Genomic DNA, 22,024 nt, shown 5'->3' with positions numbered 1-22,024 from the left:
TAAGCCGGATTCATCATGCCTCGCCGCCCGTGCCATCCAGGAGGCTTAGCGTCTCCTGGCAGCGGCGGCAGCGATACTGGGTCTCTTGGCGCTGCACCTTGTTGTGTCTGCGAATGCTCAGTGGCACGACGCCGCAGCGGCAGCGATAGTCGAAGGTTCGGCCGGCGACCGAGTCGGTATTCAGGCTGTGGGTGGTGCTGGGTGTCAGGCCATAGAGTTTCACCATCAAGGCCTGCCACTCCTTGCCGTGGGGCTTGACCCGGCCATAGAGCTGATAGGCGAGTAGGTGACAGATCTCGTGGGGCACCACCTGCTGGACAAACTCATCCAGGTTTTCCTCCAGCAACACAGGGTTGAATCTCAGCTTATTGAGCTGCAGGTGGGCGGTGCCGGCACTCTTGCCCCTGAGTTTGAAGTTCACCTCGGGTCGGGGAAAGTTGCGCTTAAGTTGCCCCTCTGCCGTTTGATAGCAAGATTCAACGGCCTCGAGAATAAGCTGCTGGTGTTCGTTAAGCTCGGTACTATTTGCTGGAGGCTTAGACGTTTTTGATTTTGACGCTTTGGAGCTAAGCCTGGATGATTCTGGCGTAGGCGTGTGAAACAGGGATTGCAATCGTCGAAACATGAAAGGTCAACAGGCCCTAGGCGTTAGGTGATAGACGCCCGCCGGTTTGGCGGGCGTTTTCAGGAGGAGTGATTATAGCCGGGTTGCTGCGGCTTTGACCATCTCCTTGACCTGATTCACTATGGCCATCTCTGTCTCTGCCTCATAGGCCTTTACCCTTGGGGTGTGGATATGGCCGACCTTGATGCCGCTGTTGAAACGCTGTCCCAGGAGCACCGCGCGGTAGGAGATCTCGTTGGACAGGTAACCGCCGCCCGAGCCGTTGACCGAGCCATTGACCTGAGTCGTGTTTTGCAGCTCGCTCAGTGAGCTGGCGTCGAATTCGCCTCTCGATAGCGTGGTCACTGTGTGGTTGTCATTGATCTTCCACTTACCCTTGACCGACTGCATGGCGCCGACAGGTAGGGAGAACTCGACGAATTCTGGGCCATAGAGTGGCTTGCCATCGAACATAGGCGCCTGTGGTGACTGGGCCGTGGCGCCGGTCAGCACATTGAGGTTATCGGGTGCTGCCGCGCTGCGGTTGCGGCCGGGGAAGCGCTCCAGATCGAAGTCGTCACGGCCCATGCTGACGGTGAAGATGGCATTGACGCTGTTTTCACGATAGACAGGGGTGAGCAGGGACTCGATGATCCCCTGATCGAAGTCGGCGAAGCGCACCGGGATCATTACCGTCTCTATCTGGGCCTTCTTGCCGTCGACGCTAAACTTGTAGCCGTCCAGCGCCAGCGCGGTTAAGCCAGATGGGTTGCTCTGATCTATGTTGCGATCCAGAAAGAAGGGATCGAAGCCGGTGAGCAGAATACGGATCTGGCTGTCGTCATCGAAGTGGATGTCGCTGAAGCCGCGGGAAGATTTCTCTACCGCCTTGAGTAATATGCTGCGCTGCCAGTCGGCCATGTTAAAGGCGGGCTTAGACTCTTTAAGGGTCTTCTTCATCGCCAGGCGACTCCAGTAGAGGGGTCTGTCGTCCTGACCGCCAGATTGCACGTCTCTCACGGCCTGTTGCCATAGGCGCTCGCCTTGGTGGGCCACCATCTGTGTCATGATGAGTTCATCTTTTTGCTGACGATACTTGTCGTCCAGGCTATCGACCAGGGCTTGATAGCGGTTGACGACGTCGGGCATGGCCTGGGTTGCCTTGGGAAGGCGCAGTTCTTCGAGATCCAGAGCGGCGAAGGCGCTGCTACTCAGCAAGCTGGTCATCGCCAGGGCTATGGCTGTTTTACGCATGACATGGTTCCTTTGCAAAAACCTCTTACCCTTACACTCAGCCTAAGGCTGATGTTGGGCAATGATGGCTCAGGGCGGTTATCAATTTGAATTTATTATAGTCAACAACTGAGTATGCACGACATCTGCCTGCAAATAAAGACTTGAGATGGCTTGATAAAATGCCAGATTCTTGACACAAATCATCATGAGTTTGCCCCCACGGCGCAGGGGCAAGTTGCTAGACTCGAAGCAGGGATTTTATACGGCTTAGTGGGGTGTGAAGATGAAAATGCGGGTTAGCTCGGAGTCTGGTCTTAGTTGTGGCTTTCGTTCCAGTTTTAGTTCTGGTCTAGGCTCTGGTATTAGTGCTGGTTTTAGTGCTGGCTTAGGTTACCGGCTGCTTTGTTCCTTGGGGTATCTGGGGCTGCTCAGCCTGGCTCTGTTAAGTTGGGCTGGCAGCGCGGCGGCAGCACCTCAAACTGGGCCTGATAAACCGGCGGCCGAGCAAGAGTCGGCCGGGCCGCTCAGGCTAGATGGCGAGATACAGGCGGCATTCGATGCCGTGGGCGCGAAAGGTGTCATGGTGCTATTAGATGACAAACAGGGAAAACTGCTGACTAACGACGCCGCCCGCAGCCGGCATCCTTATATTCCCGCCTCGACCTTTAAGATCCCCCACAGTTTATTGCTACTCGAGGCGGGCATAGTAGAAGATGAGCACAGCCGGTTTGTTTGGGACGGCGTTGAGCGCGCCTACAGCAGCTGGAATCGCGACCATAACTTTATTGGTGCGATGAAGTATTCTGTGGTGCCCATCTACCAGAAACTGGCGTTGCAGCTGGGGGCCGAGCGTATGGCCCGCGGCCTGACAAATCTCGATTACGGTAACGTCAATATCGGCGGCGGGCTGGACAGCTTCTGGCTCGATGGTGACTTGGCGATATCGGCCCTCGAGCAGGTGAACTTCTTAAGGCGTCTGTATCACAATCAACTGCGTGTGTCCGAGCGCAGCCAGCGTATCGTCAAGACCATGATGCTCAACGAGGCCAGCGGCGATTGGGTACTAAGGGCAAAGACGGGCTATGGCGTGCGCAAGGGGCAGAAACTGGGATGGTGGGTCGGCTGGCTCGAGCGCGAGGAGAACACCTATTTCTTCGCCATGAATATGGATATCACCTCAGATAAAGATCTGGTGCTGCGTAAGCGGGTGGTGAAGCATCTCTTAAAAGCCAAGGGTTGGATGTGAGAACCTACATCTAACGGAGACGGCCTACATCAGTAGAGGTTAGCTACATGAGTAGAGACTGAAGCGACTCGTGGCTGTTGAAGCGCTTGGTGAAGAAATCCAGGAACACGCTGATGTTGGTGGCCAGCTGTCGGCGACTGGAATAGACGCCATAGACCTTGAAAGGCTCCATTGGCCATTCCTGCAGTAGTGGCACCAGGCTGCCACCGGCCAGCTCGTTCTTACATACTGAATTAGAGAGCATGGCGATGCCGAAATCGTCCAGCACCAGCTGTTTAACCATGATGGCGCTGTTCACTCTCACCTTACGCTTGAAGTTGACCATGGTCTTGCGTTCGCCCTTGCCCAGGGGCCAGATGGGGGCCGAGCGTGAGGTCCCCAGCAGTATGCCGCTGTGCTCTTTGAGATCCTGGGGTGTCGCCGGGGTACCGTTGGCCTTGAGATAGCCAGGGCTGGCCACCAATATGGGCTGGCGTTCAAACAGCAGGCGGGCGACTAAGTCGGATGATTGCAGCGGCCCATACTTGATGGCGATATCATAGCCTTCGCCCACCAGGCCCACATCACTGTCGGTAAATTGGACGTCGAGATCCACGTTGGGATAGAGCCGCATGAAGCTGCTACAGAGGCTGGCGATAAGCTCCTGACTGAAGGAAACCGGAATGGCGATGCGCAGTGAACCAAATACATCATTATGCGTATTTTCTATGGTTGCCTTGGCAGCCTCGATTTCATCGCTAATACTACTGCAATGCTGGTAAAAAAGCGCTCCAACCTGAGTCAGGCTGAGATTGCGGGTATCGCGTTGCAACAGGCGCACGCCTAGCTGCTCTTCGAGCTGAGCCACCTTACGACTAATGGTTGATTTTGGCATGCCCGTATTACGAGCAGCCTGGGAGAAACCCTTGGCGCGAACGACGGCCGCAAAGAGCATCATACCGTTTAAATCTGGCATTATTTATCACTGTCTCAAATATGGAACAAAGCGTCTAAGCCAGTTTAATAGCATTTGACCCTATAACAAAGCTATATTTATGGGCTAAAAATTTTAGAGGCTAAAGCAGAGGATCTATTGATGACCAGCAACAATCAGCCCACAAACACGACTCAGGTTCAAACAGCCGATCCGCTTTTTCTTCAAGCTGAACATTTGGCACAGGATTTTTCTCTGTTTCCTAAGCATAGTAAGCAGAGCCTTTCACAGCAGATCAAGGGTCTGCTCAGCGACGATGAAATTCAAGCTAACTTAAAAGAGTTAGAACAGTTGGATGTTGACGGCTACGTGGCCAAAGTCATTCAACCTACTTTAGACAAGAGCCGCCCAGGCGCCAAGCGCGTGATTGCGGATCTGAAAGGCAAGTTAATTGTCGAAAAACATATGGGGCCTTTTTATAGTGCCGAGATCGAACTGAATTTTGGATCTCGTACTCGCCGCATAGGTTTTATCGCCCAGGAACGTACCACAAGTAATGGTGCCTGGATGCCTGAGCATCACCTGGCGGCCTGCACGGCCATTCGTCATTTTGCCGAGCTTTCAATGCCTATCGTTTACCTCATCGACACTCCGGGTGCCGATGCGGGTGAGATAGCCAACAGCCAAAACCAGGCGCACACCATCTCTAAGGCGATTGCCGAGAGTGCTAACGTCGACGTACCTACCGTAGGTATCGTTATCGGTGCCGGTTACTCTGGTGGTGCTATTCCACTGGCTGCTGCCAACATCCTATTGTCGCTACGTGACGGTATCTTCAACACCATCCAGCCACAGGGTCTACAGAGCATCGCGCGTAAGTACAACCTTTCTTGGCAGGAGTGTGCTAAGTCGGTTGGTGTGTCGCCAGAAGAGCTGTACACCTCAGGTTGTATCGATGGCATCATCGACTTCTCGCCATCTGACAAGGATGAGCGTCAGCACAACCTACGCCGCGCCATTATCAGCAGCATCGAGGCCGTTGAGCATGCGGCGGTACAGTTTGTACGCGAATCTAAGGATCTGCGCGAGCACTACGACCGCAGTCTCCACCGTTTCCTGGAGCCTTCAAAGAACCTGGAAGCGCTTGAGCACCACGCCGAACTGTCGGTGGCTAACAACCCCACCATGCACCTCAACCTGTTTGGTAGCTCATACCGTTACCTGCGTTACCTGACGCTGCGTAGCCGTATCCATTCGATCTCACAGGAGCAATATGGTCGCCTGTCTAAGGTGAGTGTGCCTGAGGGTGATCTGCTGGCGCGTATTCAGCAGGAGCAGGACAAGGTGTTCCAATCTTGGTTATCTAGCCCAGATAAGCTGGTATACGACGAAGAGCTGAACAAGCTGTGGAGCAACTTCACCGCCAAGCGTGACGAAGTTTCTACCGAGCGTAACATGCTGACTCGTCTCATCCTGGGTGAGCCGAAGCAAAACTATAAGAAGGCCCGTAAGGCGCTGTTGTTCAACATCGGTTGGTCGCTGTACCACAGATGGAAGAGCAACGCCGAGAACAACTTCAAGGGACTGATCCATTATCTAGAGAGCCTTCCAGACGAGGTGACTCAGGCAGATTGGCCAGAGCTGAACCAGCTGACGGTTCTGGATGTGATCGTGCACGAAGAGCTGCGCGAAGACTTCATCTGGCAATGTTATAACATCCTGATCTTCAACGCGCTGTACGACAACGTCGTGGGCAACCTTGCCTCTATCGCGAAAGAAGCCATGATGTCTAAGAGTCTGTCGCGGGCCTCGGTTGACGGTCTGCTACATGACTCTATTGACCGCGCTATCTCTAAGCAAGATACCGCTAACGATAAGAACAAGTTCTACAAGTGGCTGAAGTATTTCATGTCTCAGTCTAACCGCGCCGATCTGCTGACCAAGACTGAGCAGTGGAAGAGTGTCGGTTTCCCTCAGCTTAACGACTCTCTGTTCGTTATCCTGACCTACTTCTTCGAGCGTCTGCTGCCTGAATACTTCGCCAGCGAAGAGGAGAGCAGCGAGTACACGGGTGCCATTAACCCAGTGCGTATCGGTCGTCGTAAAGACTTCTGGAACCGCCTGACCATGGGTTACCAGGATCTGCTGATCCAGAAGGTACTGCGTGACGAGAAGCGCGCCGGTAAGATGAGCTGGGAAAATGTGATTGCCAAGTTCTTCACCGAATTTGAAGAGCTAAACGGCGACAAGATGTCGGCTAACCTGCTGAACTTCCCTGGCTTCCGTCTCTCTATCGAAGACGCGCTAGACAAGGGTATCCGTCCTTGTGGCCTGATCACAGGTACTGCGGACTTCGAGCACCATGGACAGACCATGCGCGTTGGTGTGGCTGTGTCTAACACCGCCTTCCAGGCCGGTGCCTTCGATATGGCTTCTGCCGAGAAGTTCTCAGCGCTCTTGATCGAATGTGCCAAGCGTAAGCTGCCGGTGATCTGCTTTATCAGCTCTGGCGGTATGCAGACCAAAGAAGGTGCTGCGGCGCTCTTCTCTATGGCGGTAGTGAACGACCGTATTACCCGTTTCGTTCGTGATAACGAATTGCCGGTATTGATGTTTGGTTTCGGTGACTGTACCGGTGGTGCACAGGCGAGCTTCGTGACTCACCCGTTAGTACAGACTTACTACTTCTCGGGTACTAACATGCCGTTCGCGGGTCAGATGGTGGTTCCTGCGTATCTGCCGTCTACCTCGACTCTGTCGAACTATCTGTCTAAGGTACCTGGCGCCATGAACGCCCTGGTCACCAACCCATTTAGCGACACTATCGACGATCAGCTAAGCAGCATCGATCCGCTGATGCCTAAGCCAACGGCCAAGGTTGTGGATGTGATTGGCAACGCCATTTCGACCCTAGTGCCTGAGATGTTGATCACCGAGGAAGAGCTGGTACAGGATGATCCGCGTCAGCTGATGAAGCCGATCGACAAGGTACTGGTGCACGCCCGTGGCTGTACTGCGGTGAAACTGATCCGCAAGGCACACGACAATAACATCAAGGTGGTACTGGTGGCGTCAGATCCTGACATGACCTCAGTACCAGCCGACATGCTGAACGAAAACGACAAGCTGGTCTGTATCGGTGGTAACACCTCAGACGAGAGTTACCTCAACGCCTACTCGGTATTGAAGGTTGCCGAATATGAGCAGGTCGACGCGCTGCACCCTGGTATCGGCTTCCTGTCGGAAAGCCCGCAGTTTGCGGCCCTGTGTGTGAACAACGGCGTTAACTTCGTCGGTCCAAGTGTTCACTCAATGACGACTATGGGTAACAAGTCGAACGCGATTAAGACCTCGCAGTCGCAAAATGTGCCTGTAGTACCTGGCAGCCACGGTATTCTGACCAATGCCGAGCAGGCGGTGAACGTGGCCAACGAAATCGGCTACCCTGTGCTGCTTAAGGCGGTACAAGGTGGTGGCGGTAAGGGTATCCAGGTCGTTCAACGTCCAGAAGATATGATCTCTCTGTTCCAGAAGACCTCTACCGAAGCGGCTGCGGCCTTCGGCAACGGCGACCTCTACCTAGAGAAGTATGTGACCTCACTGCGTCACATCGAAGTGCAGTTGCTGCGTGACAAGTTTGGTAATACCAAGGTACTGGGTCTACGTGACTGTTCGGTACAGCGTAACAACCAGAAGGTGATCGAAGAGTCTGGTTCTACCATGCTGCCAGAAGAGCTGAAGCAGAAGGTGATGGAATATACTCGCGCCCTCGGCGACGCCACAGACTACATGGGCGCAGGTACCGTAGAGTTCATCTACAACCTGGATGCCAACGAAGTCTACTTCATGGAGATGAACACACGTCTGCAGGTTGAACACCCTGTGACCGAGGCGACCTCAGGTATTGATATCGTGAGCGCAGGCTTCGACATCGCCGCCGGTCGTTCAATAGAAGATCTTGAGCCACAAGAGATCGGTTACGCCATCGAGGTTCGTGTGACCGCCGAGAAGGCCGCACTGGACAGCAATGGCGTACTGCAGCTGCTGCCACATCCTGGCATGATCACCGAGTGTGTGATCCCAGAGCGTGACGATATCGAGATCATCTCTATCGCCGGTGAAGGCAAAGAGGTTTCACCATACTACGACAGCCTGATCGCTCAGATCATCTGCCGTGGTGAGAGCCGTGAAGATGTGATTAACAAGCTGCATGACTACCTGGCGAACCAAGTAGTGATCAAGGGCATCGCGACTAACATTCCATTGTTAACGCGTATCCTGAAAGATGGCACCTTCAACGAAGGCGTATACGACACCAACTACCTGCCACGCTTCATGGCCGAGCTGGATATTCCAGCGCTGATCGCCGAGATGGAAGCCGCCGCAGAGACTGTTGGTGTCGATACCGAGTCGCTACGTGTGGGTGAGAGTAACGAGCTTAAGGTTCTGGCTCAGGGTGCAGGTATCTTCTATACCTCTCCGGCGCCGGGTGAAGCCGACTTCGTTAAGGAAGGCGACATAGTGACTGTGGATCAGACACTGGCACTGACCGAAGCGATGAAGATGTTCTCTCAGGTGACACTGGCTGGCTTCAACCGCCAGGGTGCCGTGCTCTATCCAGAGGATAAGCAGTACCGTATCGAGCGTATCCTGAACAGCAATGGTCAGCAGGTTTCACAGGGCGAGCTACTCTTCGTGGTCTCTCCCGTCTAACCTAAGACGCTAGCTGCTAAATACCCGCCAATTGGCGGGTATTTTTTTGCCTGAGGCTTTCCCTCTACTTACTGTCTATTTATCGTCTTTCGCCAGCGTCCACTTGAGTAGCAGCGGCCCAGCAATTGTGGTGATGGCGATGATTAGCACCAGCTCGGTAAACAGCTTAGGCGAGATGATCTCCATCTGCAGCCCCATCTCGGCAAACACCAGTCCCACCTCGCCCCTTGGCACCATGGCGCTGCCGACAATCGCCTTGGTGCGCAGGGGACCTGGCACCCTCAGCCCCGCCATCATCTTGGTGACTATCGCCAGCAAGGATAACATCAGCAGGGTAAATAGGCCGGTCCAGCCGAGATCTATCTGGCTGAGATCTAGGCTTATTCCTACGTAGACGAAGAAGATGGGGGCGAAGATATCCACCAGGGGCTTAGATTCCACCTCCATCTCGTGGGTGAAGGCGAAGGGGTTTTGCAGATAGCGATTCAGCGGCGAGATAAATTGGCGACTGAGCGCCAGGCCGACGGCGAAGCCGCCCAGCAGGGCCGGGGCGTGCAGGGCGTGGGCCAGCCAGGCAAACAGGCAGATGAGGATCATGGTGACTATCGCCTCGTATCCTGTCTCCTCCTCTTTGGGTTTGACGGCGCGAAACAGATACAGCAGTAGGCGTGCCATAGGCGGTGCCAGCAGCAGGAAGCCGACTATCTTGAGGATCAACAGGCCGCTGGGGATCAGCCCCACCTCACCCGAGCTGGCAAAGTTAAACAACAGGCTCAGTAGGATCACCCCGGCGATATCGTCGATCACCGCCGCGCCGAGGATGATGTGACCCTCCTGGCTCTGGGACTGTTTGGCCTGGGCCATCACCCGGACCGATATGCCTATGCTGGTGGCGGTCAGGGCGCAGCCCAGGTAGAGGGCGGTAAAGCCGGGCAGTTCCAGGTAGAGCAGGCACACCAAGCCGATGACCACGGCGGGCAGGGCGATGCCCAGCAGAGCCACCCCGGCGGCGCTGTTGCCCGCCTGAAACAGGTGCTTGATGGAGGTTTCGCAGCCGATGGAAAAGAGCAGCAGCATCACCCCCAGCTCGGCCATTACCGCCAGGGTCTCATGGGGGGCTATCCAGCCCAGTAGGCTAGGGCCGATGAGGATCCCCGCCAGGATCTCGCCGACCACCGCCGGGAGTTGCAGCCACTTAAAGACCTCGCCCAGCACCCGGCCGAACAGCAGGATCAAACACAGGGACAAGACAAAGTTATCTATGGCCATAGCAGGCACGACTCCCCGAGAGTGGTGATAATGTGATCTTGATCATTTTGATGACCGAGATCAAGGCGTAACCCATGGAGTGTGACTAAGCTCAAATGGAAACTTGCCGACAGGAGGAAACCATGGACAAGGTGTTTATTATTTCCCAGAAAGCCGAGCAGCAGGCCGATGCCATAGAGACGGGGATCGCCTTGGCCAGGGAACTGGAGAAGGAGGCTGAGGTGTTTGCCTACAGCTACGAATCCTTTGCGGGTAAGGAGTACTACAACCCCAGGCTGGGTGCGGCGGCCAAGGTGGCCCTGATGAATCAGCGCAGCGAGGAGATCGCCGCCAAGCTCAAGGCGCTCAAGGCGGAAGACGTGGCCGTGCATAGCGTGTGGACCAAAGATCTGTTCGAACATGCCTGTCATCACTCCATTCGTCATGGGTTCGACCTCATGGTAAAGGCGGTGCATCACAAGACCCATTATCTGCCGATGGACTGGCAGCTGATCCGCCATGTGCGCATCCCGCTGATGATGCTGTGCGACAACCTCTTGCAGCGCGCCCGCAGCGTGTTGATGGCGGTGGATCTGGGCAGCGACAACCCCATTAAGCAGAAACTCAACCAGTGCGTCATTCAGCATGGTCGCCAGCTGGCCGAGGCCCTCGATTGCCAGCTGCATCTGGCCTATATCATACGTGTGCCTAAGATCTTGCGAGACATGGATCTTATCGACACCCGCACCCTGGTGAAGGACGCCTATCACAGGTATCAGCCTCAGCTGGACGAGATCGGCCTGCATCAGGAGCATGTCCACTTCCTGGCGGGCGACCCCGATCTCTGCCTCTACGAGCTCTCTTGTCGCCTCAAGGCCGCCTATCTGGTGATGGGCGCTCGCCAACGCAAGGGGCTGATGGGCATGGTCATAGGCAATACCGCCGAGGCCATGTTGACCCGCATCCGCAGCAATGTGTTGATCATTCCAGCTGACGATCAGCTGTTGCCTGCCTAACCTTAGGTTTGTGCTGCTGACGCCAGAGACGCTTGTGATATTCATCGATGAACAACAAGGTCGAGGCGGCGCTCAGCAGCATCAACCACTGTCCTAGCCCGATAGGGCTAATGCCTAGCGCCTGACTCAATCCAGGGGTATAGCTGGCGCCTATGTGAATGCCCTGAGCCAGTATGATGCCAAACAGCAGCAGCGGATTGCTCAGCACGGGCATGCGCAGCAGCGAGTTACGCTCCGAGCGGCTGTTGAGGGCGTGCACGTTTTCAAACAACACCATTAACATCAGGGTGAGGTTACGGGCGTCGTTCTCGCTGCTGCCCATGGCCAGCACCAGAGAGAAGAGGCCGAAGGCCACTATGCCCATCCACAGAGCGCTGACGATCAGCCGCTCCAGCATGAGGCGATCGAAGATGGGCTCGCTGGGGCGGCGCGGCGGCTGATCTATCTCGTGGCCTTCGCCGGGTTCGAAGGCCAGCGCCACATCCTGCACGCCGTTGGTGACCAGGTTAAGCCAGAGGATTTGCAGCGGAAACAGTGGGATAGGCTGAGCAAACAGCACGCTTAAGATAAACAGCAGCAGCTCGGCGGCCCCTGTGCTGATCAGCAGGTAGATCACCTTACGGATATTGTTGTAGACGATGCGCCCCTCGATGATCCCCTTGACGATAGAGCTAAAGCGGTCGTCGGTTAGCACAAGATCGGCGCTCTCACGGGCCACATCCGTGCCCTTGAGGCCCATGGCAATGCCCACATGGGCATGCTTCAGCGCCGGGGCGTCGTTGACCCCGTCACCCGTCATGGCGACAAATTCGCCCTGGCGGATCAAGGACTCGGTGATCTCCATCTTCTGCCTGGGCTGTACCCGGGCAAATACCCTGTGGCTGGCGATGAGATGGTCGAACTCGGCCAGACTCTGCTGCTGGGCCTGGGTGAGCTGCTCGCCGGTGATCACCCCATCTTGGTCGTTGGCCAGCTTGAGCTGACGCGCCAGCGCCAGGGCGGTCACAGGGTGGTCGCCGGTGATCATCGCTACCTTGATCTGTGCCTGCTGACATAGGGCCACCGCCTCGATGGCATCTTCCCGCAGGGGATCGCTCATGGCTACTAAACCCAGAAAATCCAGACCTGCCAGTGGATGGTGTGGGTCGCTGACCTCGCCGCTGGCGAGCGCCAACACCCGGTAGCCGTGGCGCGCCAGCCAGTGGGTCTCATCCAATATGGCCTGAGTCTGCTGCGCATCCAGCTGGCACATGGTGAGCAGCTTCTCCACCGCGCCCTTGACCGAGATGACGGAGCGCCCCTCTATCCGGTTGATGCTGGCGCTGAACTGGTTCTCCGACTCGTAGGCAAACAGCTGCTCCTGTGGTGGCTGCTTGGCTTTGTCCATCTCGAGATTGAGCTTATAGCCGAGGGCCAGGAAGGCGAGATCTACCCCGTCGCCGTCGGCATGCATCTGATCCGCATGGCTCTGTCTGGCCTCGAAGCTGAGGTGAGCCTCGTTGGCCAGCACGCCGGTGAGGGCAAGGCGGTATAGCTCGGGATCCCGCGCGGTTGATACTGGCACCCCATGGCCATGCTTGTGCACCAGGCCAGTGGGCGTCAGCCCTGTGCCCGCCACGTGATAGCGCTCACCAGAGAGCAGGCTGATCTGGCTGATGGTCATCTCGTTGACCGTCAGGGTGCCCGTCTTATCTGAGGCGATATAGGTGCAGGAGCCGAGGGATTCTACCGCCACCAGCTTGCGGACGATCACATTGGCCTGGGACATGCGTTTCATACCAATGGCCAGGGCGACCGTGATGGCCGCAGGTAGCCCCTCGGGAATAGCGGAGACCGCCAGGGCGACCCCCAGCAGGAATACCTGGGAGAGATCTGCGCCCCGCAGCAATGTCAGGCCGAAGATGAGGGCGATGATGATTAAGGTGGCTATGGCGATGATCAGGGTGAAGCGCTCGATACGCTGCATCAGCGGCGGCTTGGCGCTACCGCCCTGGCGAACCAGATCGGCTATCTGACCTATCTGGGTGCGGGCACCGGTGGCGATCACCTCGCCCTCGGCTCGCCCATGGGTGACCAGGGTGCCGGCGAAGGCGAGATCTGTCTTATTGACCGCCACAGACTCGCCGGTGAGGGCCGACTCGTCCACCTTAAACTGGTTATGCTGTTCGATCTTGATATCGGCGCCGATGCGATCGCCATTGGACAGCAGAATATAGTCCCCGGGTACCAGGATCAGGCTGTCCACCATCTTGGGGTGGCCATCGCGGATCACCTTGGTCTGGGAGGGCACCATCTTGCTCAGGGCGTCGGCGGCCTGCTGGGCCGAGTATTCCTGCACTGTGCCTATGATGGCGTTGAGCATGAGCACGGCGAAGATGAAGATGGCGTTGAGGATCTGGCCGAGCAGCAGACAGGCGATGAAGGCTGCGAGCAGCACATAGATGAAGGCGCTCTTAAACTGCAGAATAAACAGGCGGATGAAGCTGAGTCTTGCCGGCTTGGGCAGGCAATTGGGCCCATATTGTTCCAGCCGCTCGGCCGCCGCTTGACTCGATAGTCCTGGCCCGGCCACGAAAACTCCTTGTGCAGTTAGGCTGAGGTGATGCTAGATCTATAGCTCATCTCGGCCCTCGCTGCCGGGAATCGGCCTAAGGCTTGATAGAGATCAATGGCTTCGAGCTTAGTGAGATATTTTACTCCTTGAGGGGATGCTCCTCGGGTAGTTGGCGATGGATCCACAAAATCAGCTTGTGCTTCATGTTGGGGCCATCCTCCTTGTCGGTCGCCAGAGGCTGGATCAGCTTATCTTGCACCAGCAGGCGGTAGATGCACTCTACCTTGTCTTTGGGGGAGATCCCCTTATCGAAATCGGCGAAGCCACGTTTCTTGGCGTAGCCAACGCCAATCTCCAGGGCCAGTTTTAACAGCTGTGCGTCGTGCTTACCGTGTTTCATCACCTATCTCCATGGAACCTGATAATGACAAGCTACGCCAATTTTGCGTTTAAGCCTACCGCCAATTACCCGGAGTGGGCGTTTGGCCAAAAATATTAGCTACAACTATTGGCCGAAACGGTTAGCCGAGACTAGCTCGCCACGACTGTCAGTGACAATTAGCGGCGGGCTATACTCATGGGGAGATAAACACAGGAGATAATCAGAGGAGAGGGACTATGTTAGCGATCTTGGGGATTGATCATCTGGTGTTTCGCACCACAGATCTGCCTGCTATGCTGGCCTTCTATCGGGGCGTGCTCGGTTGCGTCATCGAGCGAGAACTTCCCGAGGAGGGGCTGACTCAACTGCGTGCGGGCAATGCGCTCATCGATATCGTCACCTGCGACAGCCCCCTGGGGCGACTCGGTGGTGGGCCGCCGCAGCAAGATGGCCGCAACGTCGACCATATCTGCCTGCTCATCGAGGCCATGGAGGAACAGGCCTTGCTGGATTATCTTAGTGAGCAGGGCATCGCGACCGAAGGCTTTGCCAAAAGATATGGGGCCCAAGGGTTTGGGCGCTCCCTCTATATTAACGACCCCGAGGGGAATGTGGTGGAGTTGAAGTTGGCTAAAGGAGAGCCTTAGTCGCTCTCTATGGAACTGTTCCTTACCTTTGGTTTGGTGTCCATCACCGCGTTGTAGTGTTAACCCTTGCTTAATTTTGATGTTTTTGCATCTACCTGACTTAGGTACTTGGGTGGGAGCTTTGAACCATAGCTTTATGGTTTATCAATCGCCTGTCCGGCGGGGAATATGCATGCACTCTTTTGGCACGCTGTGGATATGTCCCTATACGCTCCACGGCGGCATCCATGCCGCCGAGGGCCAAAAGCGCGCATACACTGAGTTATCCATCTCTTCGATTCAGCCGCACTTGGCAGCCATCATCTTCTAAAAGCTAAGTCCTTTTTGGACAAAAATGAGTTAGAACTACAGAGTTATATATGTGAGCTCTAGGTTAATTTTTTTGTGCAGCAATTTGTTAGGTTCTTTTGCTTGCAGACGCTTTTTGATTTCCATCGACATACCATATATCGGATGCTTTACCATGTTCTTTTATGAAGTCATTTCTCATTTTCTGCACTACATCGTATTTTTGCCCAATACCGCCAACGTCGATAATTAGAAATACACCTAAATCTGTGTCGTCAGCTTTCTTATAGATTTCTAATTGCTTTTCATATCCATGGACCAAACTACTATTATTGGACAACTTAACTTCGACCACCAATTTAGAGTCAAAGCCCTGAGAGAGCTTGAAATCTACAGGCCCATTACCGGAATCTGCTTCTGGTGTTAAATCAATATTGTTAGCCTTGCAATAACTATAAGCAACAGCGAAGAAAAGCCGTTGTGACGCTTTCTCCTTTCTAGGCTTTCCATTTTCATCCCAAAGCTCTTTCCATAAACCCTTGTTCTCAACCAAATCTTGGAACTGACTTAGTATTTTGTTAACTATCTCTACTACTTCCTCTGCGCTTAGTTTTCTTCCAGCATAGTTAGAAAGATCGTAGGGGTAGTCCTTGGGAATTTGCTTCAGTAACTCAGTCCAAAATGACTCACCGTTTCTGTCACTTTTAAAGTCATATGGCTTGGGTTCCACCTCAAGAATCATATCCATGACCTGTTGGAAAGCTTCTTTGCTACTGAGAGCAGCTTTTTTGAGTCTCTGCTTATCCTTTTTAGTCATTGTTGCCCAGATTTCACCAACGTGACCATTGACCCGCTCTCTAAGATCTTCATTTTCCCTGACAACTCTCGATATATCACTCCAATCGGAAGCAATTGGCAAATCACGCACGATATCGTTTGGCACAAAGATTAATGGTTGATCTGAGTACGGATTAACTACCAAATTATAGTTATTGGCTCCGACCTTAAATTGTTTAGTAGGTACTTTAAGTGTTTGATTGACTCGCTCAGAAAAAGAAATCAAGTTCGGCAGAATAATGTTGGTTGTCATATCGCTGATTCGATCAGGCCCAATACCTTCTTCGAATAAAGCTAAAGCCATAAAAAGATCTATATCATCCACACCAAGCGCGACAATCTGAGAAGCAGTATCCAGTGTGCTAGAGATTAAATCCTTTCCAAATCCAGATCCCTTAACGGTTGTACCATAGCCCAAACAAGTCCAGCTAATTTCTGAGAAATGGAAAAGTCTTTTTGCATTACGCCATGGAACATCATCTACTGTTTTAGATACGGATAAAAGTTTGATGATTTTTTCAAAGCGCTCTCTATAAGATTGATAAGCCCCATCACTAATCTCCTTGTGAGCACTTCCTTCCAATAACAGTGGATCTATAAAGACCAAGGTGTCTGTATTCAGCAGTACGTTTACAACCCCAAGCCTCTCCAGAACCGCTACATCTATACCGAATTCACTCGAAATCGTGGCTGGATTTTTTATTTTTCCCATTTTCGAATCCTTGATTATTTGGGGGGCTGCGAGAACCTAACGCCGCACTAAACGGCCGCAGAGAAGTCGCAAAGCGCCGTAACGGAGGTCTAGGCCACGTAGTGGCCGATGTTTGAGCGCCTTGTTATGCACTGTTGAATTCACCTACCGTAATTTTTTTATCACATCGAGTCTTTAAGTACTCGGCGTTGTAATCTTTAGATAAGTTATTCATCATGGGCCTGACTTTGTGAATTTGCTCAGTGAAATCGTTCGGCGTCCCGTCTCTATTAAAGCGGACTCGTCCTGCCTCAATTCCGTGTGCCCGGTGACGTTTTGCCTCGTCGTATAGCTGAAATCGTTCTGACGCTACAGCACACATTGCTTCCCGAACCATTCTTTCATCGGGGTCCTTATCTTTGATGCCATCGCCGTCACAACCAACAAGGAAAAGACAGAGACCTATCAAATATCGCAGATTCATGGCATTCCTATTTTTGTATAACCATTTATTAGAGAGACCTTGCAAGGTTCGCTACCTTGTAAGGTAGGAGACCAAGCATGTAAATAACTGGGAGCAGAGTTAACTTTTTGAGGGAGTTGATTGGCGTGTGGAGATAGGCTTTTTCATTCCCTGAATGGCGTGGTCGATGTTTGATTCGAGTTGGCCTAGCTCTGTCCTTGATTGGTTACACATTAAGCTATTTGTCAGATAGCAATCAACAAGCTCTGTCACATTTTTGTACGTTTTTTTTCTTAAAAAGAATAACTTGTCTCAATGGCATTCAATTAGGTCAAATCGAAGAGACGTTGGATACGAGTGTAAGCACACTTTTGGCTCTCGGCGGCATGGACGCCGCCGTGAAGCCTCCAGGGACGGAATCTCGGCGTGCCAAAAGAGTGCTTGCATAACCCCCGCCGGGCAGGCGTTAGATTGCCATGAAGGTGCGACCTTCAAATCCACTTCGCCAATGACCATGAAGCTTTGCGCTAATATTCAGTTTCTCAGACACTAATTACAACGTGTCTCCATATTCCCCCTCCAAGCTGGCGCTCGAAACCTATTGGCCTAGTTGGCCGTAACCTGATCCCTCTGATAAACATTCGGATGCCAGATCTGCATGAGAATCTCGGGATTCTCGATTGGTTGAAATCCGTATTGGGCATAGAGCCCGTGGGCATCCCGCGTCGCGAGTACGATACGTCTTAGCCCCTGCAGATCGGAATGCGCGACAATGGTCTCCATCAGATGCTTACTCAGCCCCTTGCCTCTGTGGCTGGGCAGGATGAACACGTCCGCGAGGTAGGCGAAGGTGGCGGTATCCGTGATGAGGCGTGCGAAGCCCACCTGCTTGTTATCAGTATCGAAAACCCCGAAACAGAGGGAGTTGGCAATGGCTCGTTTCATGGTTTCCTTGGGGATCCCCATGGCCCAATAGCTCTGGGAGATAAAGCCGTAGATGACATCGAAATCGAACGCATCCTTGTCTGTGGTGATGCTGTAGCCTGGAATCAAAGTGTTCTCCTTGCGCCATGGGCTTAAGTTGTTTGGTTAAGCAATTTAGTTAAGTTATTAAAATAAAAAGGAAAGTTCTAATGTAACTTAGTAATTCCGTGTGACTAACAATATATCCAGCCCCTCATCGTCAGTCGGCTGCTCAAAATATTGCGTCACCTGACGGAACACGGCTTCGTTATCGAAGCGGGCGCGCTCGGGCTGCTCCTGGCGCCGCTTGTCTATTTGAGCCAGGCACTGCTGATCGCTGAGATCCAGATAGATGAGCTGATGCTCGCAAGCTAGCTCGTTGCAGAGCGAGACAAACCACTGCCGCTGCTTGCGGGTGTTGGCGGGAAAATCCATCACCACGTTAGTGCCTAGGTTTATCAGGCGCGCCACATGGTTTTTGATGAAGGGCTTGATGAGGCTTGCATAGTGAATATAGTCATCAAACGACTCGATCTGATTGGGGAAGTGGGCCGCTAACCATTCATCTTCCGACAGTAACAGCGCCCCGTTTTCATCGGCGATGATTCTCGCCTTGGTCGACTTACCCGCGCCCATCTTGCCGCAGAAAAGGAAGAGTTTTCCCTTATGTGCCATCTGTTGCCCCTTTATTTTCCCTTATCCGTTTCGGTCACAGCCACTATAAACGACAGCCACACTAGGTACAGTCGCATTAGGTCACAGCCACACTAGGTACAGTCACATTAGGCCATCGCCACATACTTGGGATGCGCGGCGATGCGCTTAAGCCAGGCTTGAATCGCCGGGTAGTGGGTAAGGTCGAAACCGCCTTCGTGGGCCACATGGGTGTAGCCATACAGAGCGACGTCGGCCGTGGTCAGCTGCTCGCCGGTTAAATAGGGTGTCTCTTGCAGCTGGGCTTCCATTACCGCCAGCGCCTTGTGGCCGCCTTGCTGTTTCGACTCATAGTCGGCGCGGCGATCGTCCGGCAAGCCGAGGTATTTGGCGATAAAGCGTGCCACGGCGATATAGGGTTCATGGCTGTATTGCTCGAAGAACTGCCACTGCTGCACCTTGGCGAGGGCAAAGCTGTCTTGGGGGAGGAGTTCGCTGCCGGCGGCGAGGTAGTTCAAGATGGCGTTGGATTCTGACAGGCAGCGGCCATCATCGAGTTCGAGCAGGGGGATTTTGCCGTTGGGATTCTTGGCCAGAAACTCGCTATTGCCGGTATCGCCCGCGAGAATATCCACATGAATCCATTCATGTTCAATGCCCAGCAGGGCGCACAACAACTTCACCTTGTAGCAGTTACCAGACTGCAGATCGCCGTAGATTTTCACACATACTCCTTATGCCATTCGCGCCTGCTAAACAGACGCTGTTTTGAACTCGCTAATTACAAAGCACCCGAGGGCGGATCATCGCCAGCCGGGTCGCCAGACTCCTGCTCCCGTTTAACCTCTTCTTGTTTGATACGCTGCAGTTTCTTGATCTCACTCGGCGGTATGGGAAACAGCGAAATTAAAGGGAACAGCGCCAAGGCGAGGTAGGTCCCGGCGGGCATCCCCTTGGTCCAGCCGACTAGCCTAGCCAATCCCCACAAAAGCAGGATAAAGAGAAAGCCCGCCACGAAATAGCATAATAGCGGCTCCCAGCCACCCAATCGCCCTACAAGATCCATTTGCCTAACCTATCAATTCATTGTCTTAATTTAAATGGGTGTCAGATAGGAAAAATCAAGCGGACTTAATGCCCTGGCAAATTCCAAGAGCATTCAAGCTATCTGCCTAAATTAAAACAGATGAAGTTAAATCGAAGAGACGTTTAGATACGAGTGTAAGCACACTTTTGGCTCTCGGCGGCATGGACGCCGCCGTGAAGCCTCCAGGGACGGAACCTCGGCGTGCCAAAAGAGTGCTTGCACATCCCCGCCGGGCAGGCGTTAGGTAGCCATGAAGGTATGAACTAAAACTGACCAAGTAAGTCACAATGCCGCCTACCGTAAAAAACCGTAATACCATTGCCGCCAGGCAATAAAAAACCACCCAATATCGGGTGGTTTTTTGTTTGCAGCGTCTAACGTTCAAGTCTGAAAGACCCAAACTTCACCTCTTATTGATTCGAGAAATTATTCTCAACCAACTTCTGCTTGTTTTCCGCCTGTGGCACGTGGCACTGAGTACAGTTGAAATACTCATAGTTGAGCTTGTTGTCGGCCAGGATGTGCGACGAGTGAATCTCGGTCGCCTTCATGCGCTTGGCCTTCTCTGGGCTGTGACAGGTCATGCAGCCATTCTTCTTGATGCTGATCTGATAGTCCGCCTTGTGGGGGATCAGCGGTGGCTGGTGGACGAAGCCACGCTCGATGGCCTGACCCTTCTTAGGATAGGTCGGCATCTCGTCGGCCGCGCGAACCGCGGTGATCTCGCCTTTTCCGAGTGAACTGATGTTCACGGGTTCGGCCGCAGGTTTGCTTTGCTGACCGGAACAGGCACCTAGCGCCATCAGCGCGACTAAAGTGAGTACTTTTTTCATTGGTTGTTCTCCGCCTTTAGGGCAATTCGATTTTGATACTGGAAAACGCGTTGGGCGCAAACATCGATACATCGGCCGCACTGGGTGCAATCGCTGTCGACTATCATGGGGTTGTCGCCCTTGAGGGCGGGCTTCAACACCTGCCGCTCTGGGCAGACCTCGAAGCAATCCATGCAGTTGTCGCATGCACTGGCATTGACCGCAGATACCTTGACCGGGCTCGCCTTGCCCAGCAGGGCAAACAGGGCGCCTGTGGGACACAGGTGACCACACCAGGCCCTTTCACTGATGAAAAGATCCAGCAAGAAGATCATCGCCAGTATCCACAGGCCGCTACCGGCGCCAAACAGCAGGGCGCGATAGAGGATAGGCACTGGGTTGACCCACTCCCATACTGTGATCCCTGTGACCAGGGGCAGTAACAGAACCAGGGCCAGCAGGTAGTAGCGCAGGCCTCGAGGCATCTCAGCGGTGCGGGGCAGACGCAGCTTGCGCCTTAGCCAGCTCGCACAGTCGGTGACCAGGTTGACCGGGCAGACCCAGCTGCAGAACACCCGTCCACCCGCAAGCAGGTAGAAGAGGGCGATCAGCAGCGCGCCGACAAGCAGCGCGGTCTCGGGTAGGTGTCCCGTCATCAGCACTTGCAGGGTCACAAGGGGATCCGACAGGGGCACAGTGCCCAGTAGCTCACTGGAAGAGAGATTGCCTTTGAGTACCCAGAGCCCCATCCAGGGGCCGATGGCAAAGGTGAGCAGCACACACAGCTGACTGGCACGGCGCAGGAACAGGAACTTGTGGGCGCGCCACCAGCCGAGTTCATCTATCGCCGCCTGAGCGAAACGTGTCTGAGCCGCACCTGGCGTCTTCATCTTCGTATTACTCATGCCGTTTGTCATAGTGTGAGCCCCTTGTTTAACATCTCAAGCGTGGTCTCTTCGGTGTTGATATAGGTATCGTGGGTTGCCGTCTTTCCGAGCGCGATATGGGCAGGCAATACCTTAATGGCCGCTTCTTCCAACACGCAGGCATGTTCACACTTGCCACAGCCGGTACAGGTGTCGCTGTTGACCGTGGGAAGGAACATGGCGTGGTGGTCGCTGCGTTGGTTGTGCTGCCGCTCAAGCGTGATGGCGTTGTCGATCAAGGGGCAGACGCGGTAACAGACGTCACAGCGCAGGCCCTTGAAGTTGAGGCAGTTTTTCTCGTCGATCAGTACAGCAATCCCCATCTTGGCCTCGTCGATATTGGTCAAGGCGTGATCCAGCGACCCAGAGGGGCAGGCTTTCACACAGGGGATATCTTCGCACATCTCACAGGGCACAGTGCGCGCCGTGAAATAGGGCGTGCCCGTCGGTGCACCCTCAAACCAGCGTGCCAGTTTCAGGGTGTCGTAGGGGCAGGCCTGTACGCAGAGTCCGCAGCGTACACAGGCAGACAAGAAATCTTGCTCATCTAACGCGCCAGGCGGTCGAATCGCCATAGGATCAAGGTGTGAGGATTGCTTGGCAACCCCACTGACGCCCAATCCCAAGAGGCCCATGGCACAGCCTGCCCTAGCCGTAGTGGCTAAGAACTGGCGGCGGTTGACCCCCTTGGCTTTGCTATTGCGATTGACCTGGCTCATATCTAGCTCTTCATATCTGATGTTT

Annotated in this window: 19 protein-coding genes; 4 read left to right on the top strand and 15 right to left on the bottom strand. The window is 54.0% G+C overall.

Translation table 11 applies throughout. The annotated features are described in order from the left end of the window. Window positions 1-13: 13 nt before the first annotated feature. Both K0H81_RS16805 and K0H81_RS16800 read right to left on the bottom strand, forming a co-directional pair. Complete coding sequence (locus K0H81_RS16805) at window positions 14-625, bottom strand: SprT family zinc-dependent metalloprotease (RefSeq protein ID WP_220059075.1); 612 nt, start codon at window positions 623-625, stop codon at window positions 14-16. Between the two features lie 72 nt (window positions 626-697). Further along, window positions 698-1,858, bottom strand: coding sequence for a PA0049 C-terminal domain-containing protein (locus K0H81_RS16800; RefSeq protein WP_220059074.1), 1,161 nt, complete (start codon window positions 1,856-1,858; stop codon window positions 698-700). 400 nt (window positions 1,859-2,258) lie between these two features. Between K0H81_RS16800 and blaOXA the strand changes: the two genes are divergently transcribed. Further along, on the top strand, window positions 2,259-3,086 hold the full coding sequence (blaOXA, locus tag K0H81_RS16795) for a class D beta-lactamase (protein WP_434086892.1): 828 nt from the start codon (window positions 2,259-2,261) through the stop codon (window positions 3,084-3,086). Window positions 3,087-3,129: 43 nt separating this feature from the next. Here blaOXA and K0H81_RS16790 read toward each other — a convergent pair whose 3' ends face one another. After that, window positions 3,130-4,041 carry a LysR family transcriptional regulator gene (locus K0H81_RS16790; RefSeq protein WP_011867015.1) on the bottom strand — a complete coding sequence of 304 codons (912 nt, stop codon included), beginning with the start codon at window positions 4,039-4,041 and terminating at the stop codon, window positions 3,130-3,132. Window positions 4,042-4,161: 120 nt separating this feature from the next. On the opposite strand from K0H81_RS16790, the gene K0H81_RS16785 reads away from it, so the two are divergent. Further along, window positions 4,162-8,712, top strand: coding sequence for an ATP-binding protein (locus K0H81_RS16785; protein ID WP_144204340.1), 4,551 nt, complete (start codon window positions 4,162-4,164; stop codon window positions 8,710-8,712). Window positions 8,713-8,787: 75 nt separating this feature from the next. Here the strand turns inward: K0H81_RS16785 and K0H81_RS16780 are convergent, their stop codons facing one another. Further along, window positions 8,788-9,981 carry a cation:proton antiporter gene (locus K0H81_RS16780; RefSeq protein ID WP_220059073.1) on the bottom strand — a complete coding sequence of 398 codons (1,194 nt, stop codon included), beginning with the start codon at window positions 9,979-9,981 and terminating at the stop codon, window positions 8,788-8,790. A gap of 122 nt (window positions 9,982-10,103) precedes the next feature. On the opposite strand from K0H81_RS16780, the gene K0H81_RS16775 reads away from it, so the two are divergent. After that, on the top strand, window positions 10,104-10,976 hold the full coding sequence (locus K0H81_RS16775) for a universal stress protein (protein ID WP_220059072.1): 873 nt from the start codon (window positions 10,104-10,106) through the stop codon (window positions 10,974-10,976). Here K0H81_RS16775 and K0H81_RS16770 read toward each other — a convergent pair. Both K0H81_RS16770 and K0H81_RS16765 read right to left on the bottom strand, forming a co-directional pair. After that, the gene (locus tag K0H81_RS16770) at window positions 10,942-13,548 is read right to left on the bottom strand and encodes a cation-translocating P-type ATPase (protein WP_220059071.1); all 2,607 of its coding nucleotides are present in this window, start codon (window positions 13,546-13,548) and stop codon (window positions 10,942-10,944) included. The two genes, K0H81_RS16775 and K0H81_RS16770, sit on opposite strands and share 35 nt — an antisense overlap. 121 nt (window positions 13,549-13,669) lie before the next feature. Further along, window positions 13,670-13,930 (bottom strand): DUF5062 family protein, encoded by a 261-nt coding sequence (locus tag K0H81_RS16765; protein ID WP_011867010.1) that lies wholly within the window; start codon window positions 13,928-13,930, stop codon window positions 13,670-13,672. 218 nt (window positions 13,931-14,148) lie between these two features. Here K0H81_RS16765 and K0H81_RS16760 point away from each other — a divergent pair, with 218 nt between their 5' ends. Then, the gene (locus tag K0H81_RS16760; protein ID WP_220059070.1) at window positions 14,149-14,559 is read left to right on the top strand and encodes a VOC family protein; all 411 of its coding nucleotides are present in this window, start codon (window positions 14,149-14,151) and stop codon (window positions 14,557-14,559) included. Between the two features lie 397 nt (window positions 14,560-14,956). On the opposite strand, the gene K0H81_RS16755 is transcribed toward K0H81_RS16760, so the two are convergent. From K0H81_RS16755 to napG, 9 genes are all read right to left on the bottom strand, one after another. Continuing rightward, window positions 14,957-16,396, bottom strand: coding sequence for a DUF8370 family protein (locus K0H81_RS16755; protein ID WP_220059069.1), 1,440 nt, complete (start codon window positions 16,394-16,396; stop codon window positions 14,957-14,959). 124 nt (window positions 16,397-16,520) lie between these two features. Continuing rightward, window positions 16,521-16,859 carry a hypothetical protein gene (locus K0H81_RS16750; RefSeq protein WP_220059068.1) on the bottom strand — a complete coding sequence of 113 codons (339 nt, stop codon included), beginning with the start codon at window positions 16,857-16,859 and terminating at the stop codon, window positions 16,521-16,523. Window positions 16,860-17,444: 585 nt separating this feature from the next. Beyond that, complete coding sequence (locus tag K0H81_RS16745; protein ID WP_258406468.1) at window positions 17,445-17,888, bottom strand: GNAT family N-acetyltransferase; 444 nt, start codon at window positions 17,886-17,888, stop codon at window positions 17,445-17,447. A 90-nt stretch (window positions 17,889-17,978) separates the two neighbouring features. Continuing rightward, complete coding sequence (locus K0H81_RS16740; RefSeq protein ID WP_220059067.1) at window positions 17,979-18,476, bottom strand: P-loop nucleotide/nucleoside kinase family protein; 498 nt, start codon at window positions 18,474-18,476, stop codon at window positions 17,979-17,981. A gap of 107 nt (window positions 18,477-18,583) precedes the next feature. Further along, entirely contained in the window at window positions 18,584-19,180 is a 597-nt protein-coding gene (locus tag K0H81_RS16735) for a glutathione S-transferase family protein (protein ID WP_220059066.1), read from the bottom strand. Window positions 19,181-19,236: 56 nt separating this feature from the next. Then, complete coding sequence (locus K0H81_RS16730) at window positions 19,237-19,521, bottom strand: hypothetical protein (protein WP_220060908.1); 285 nt, start codon at window positions 19,519-19,521, stop codon at window positions 19,237-19,239. 431 nt (window positions 19,522-19,952) lie between these two features. Beyond that, a complete protein-coding gene (locus tag K0H81_RS16725; protein WP_144204387.1) occupies window positions 19,953-20,375 on the bottom strand; it encodes a nitrate reductase cytochrome c-type subunit in 423 nt (140 codons plus the stop codon). Continuing rightward, window positions 20,372-21,271, bottom strand: coding sequence for a quinol dehydrogenase ferredoxin subunit NapH (gene napH, locus K0H81_RS16720; RefSeq protein WP_220059065.1), 900 nt, complete (start codon window positions 21,269-21,271; stop codon window positions 20,372-20,374). Before napH ends, K0H81_RS16725 begins: the two co-directional genes overlap by 4 nt. Beyond that, window positions 21,268-21,999 carry a ferredoxin-type protein NapG gene (gene napG, locus K0H81_RS16715; RefSeq protein ID WP_220059064.1) on the bottom strand — a complete coding sequence of 244 codons (732 nt, stop codon included), beginning with the start codon at window positions 21,997-21,999 and terminating at the stop codon, window positions 21,268-21,270. Before napG ends, napH begins: the two co-directional genes overlap by 4 nt. Window positions 22,000-22,024 lie beyond the last annotated feature (25 nt).

This window comes from Shewanella halotolerans, assembly GCF_019457535.1.
Taxonomy (GTDB): Bacteria; Pseudomonadota; Gammaproteobacteria; order Enterobacterales; family Shewanellaceae; genus Shewanella; species Shewanella halotolerans.
This window is presented reverse-complemented; position numbering and strand designations above follow the sequence as displayed.

Excerpts from the sequence above, each read along its gene's own strand:
- K0H81_RS16725 (WP_144204387.1), bottom strand. The coding sequence starts at position 20,375 with ATGAAAAAAGTACTCACTTTAGTCGCGCTGATGGCGCTAGGTGCCTGT.
- K0H81_RS16730 (WP_220060908.1), bottom strand. The coding sequence starts at position 19,521 with ATGGATCTTGTAGGGCGATTGGGTGGCTGGGAGCCGCTATTATGCTAT.
- K0H81_RS16800 (WP_220059074.1), bottom strand. The coding sequence starts at position 1,858 with ATGCGTAAAACAGCCATAGCCCTGGCGATGACCAGCTTGCTGAGTAGC.
- K0H81_RS16790 (WP_011867015.1), bottom strand. The coding sequence starts at position 4,041 with ATGCCAGATTTAAACGGTATGATGCTCTTTGCGGCCGTCGTTCGCGCC.
- K0H81_RS16760 (WP_220059070.1), top strand. The coding sequence starts at position 14,149 with ATGTTAGCGATCTTGGGGATTGATCATCTGGTGTTTCGCACCACAGAT.
- K0H81_RS16780 (WP_220059073.1), bottom strand. The coding sequence starts at position 9,981 with ATGGCCATAGATAACTTTGTCTTGTCCCTGTGTTTGATCCTGCTGTTC.
- K0H81_RS16755 (WP_220059069.1), bottom strand. The coding sequence starts at position 16,396 with ATGGGAAAAATAAAAAATCCAGCCACGATTTCGAGTGAATTCGGTATA.
- napG (WP_220059064.1), bottom strand. The coding sequence starts at position 21,999 with ATGAGCCAGGTCAATCGCAATAGCAAAGCCAAGGGGGTCAACCGCCGC.
- napH (WP_220059065.1), bottom strand. The coding sequence starts at position 21,271 with ATGACAAACGGCATGAGTAATACGAAGATGAAGACGCCAGGTGCGGCT.
- K0H81_RS16775 (WP_220059072.1), top strand. The coding sequence starts at position 10,104 with ATGGACAAGGTGTTTATTATTTCCCAGAAAGCCGAGCAGCAGGCCGAT.
- K0H81_RS16740 (WP_220059067.1), bottom strand. The coding sequence starts at position 18,476 with ATGGCACATAAGGGAAAACTCTTCCTTTTCTGCGGCAAGATGGGCGCG.
- K0H81_RS16765 (WP_011867010.1), bottom strand. The coding sequence starts at position 13,930 with ATGAAACACGGTAAGCACGACGCACAGCTGTTAAAACTGGCCCTGGAG.
- K0H81_RS16805 (WP_220059075.1), bottom strand. The coding sequence starts at position 625 with ATGTTTCGACGATTGCAATCCCTGTTTCACACGCCTACGCCAGAATCA.
- K0H81_RS16750 (WP_220059068.1), bottom strand. The coding sequence starts at position 16,859 with ATGAATCTGCGATATTTGATAGGTCTCTGTCTTTTCCTTGTTGGTTGT.
- K0H81_RS16785 (WP_144204340.1), top strand. The coding sequence starts at position 4,162 with ATGACCAGCAACAATCAGCCCACAAACACGACTCAGGTTCAAACAGCC.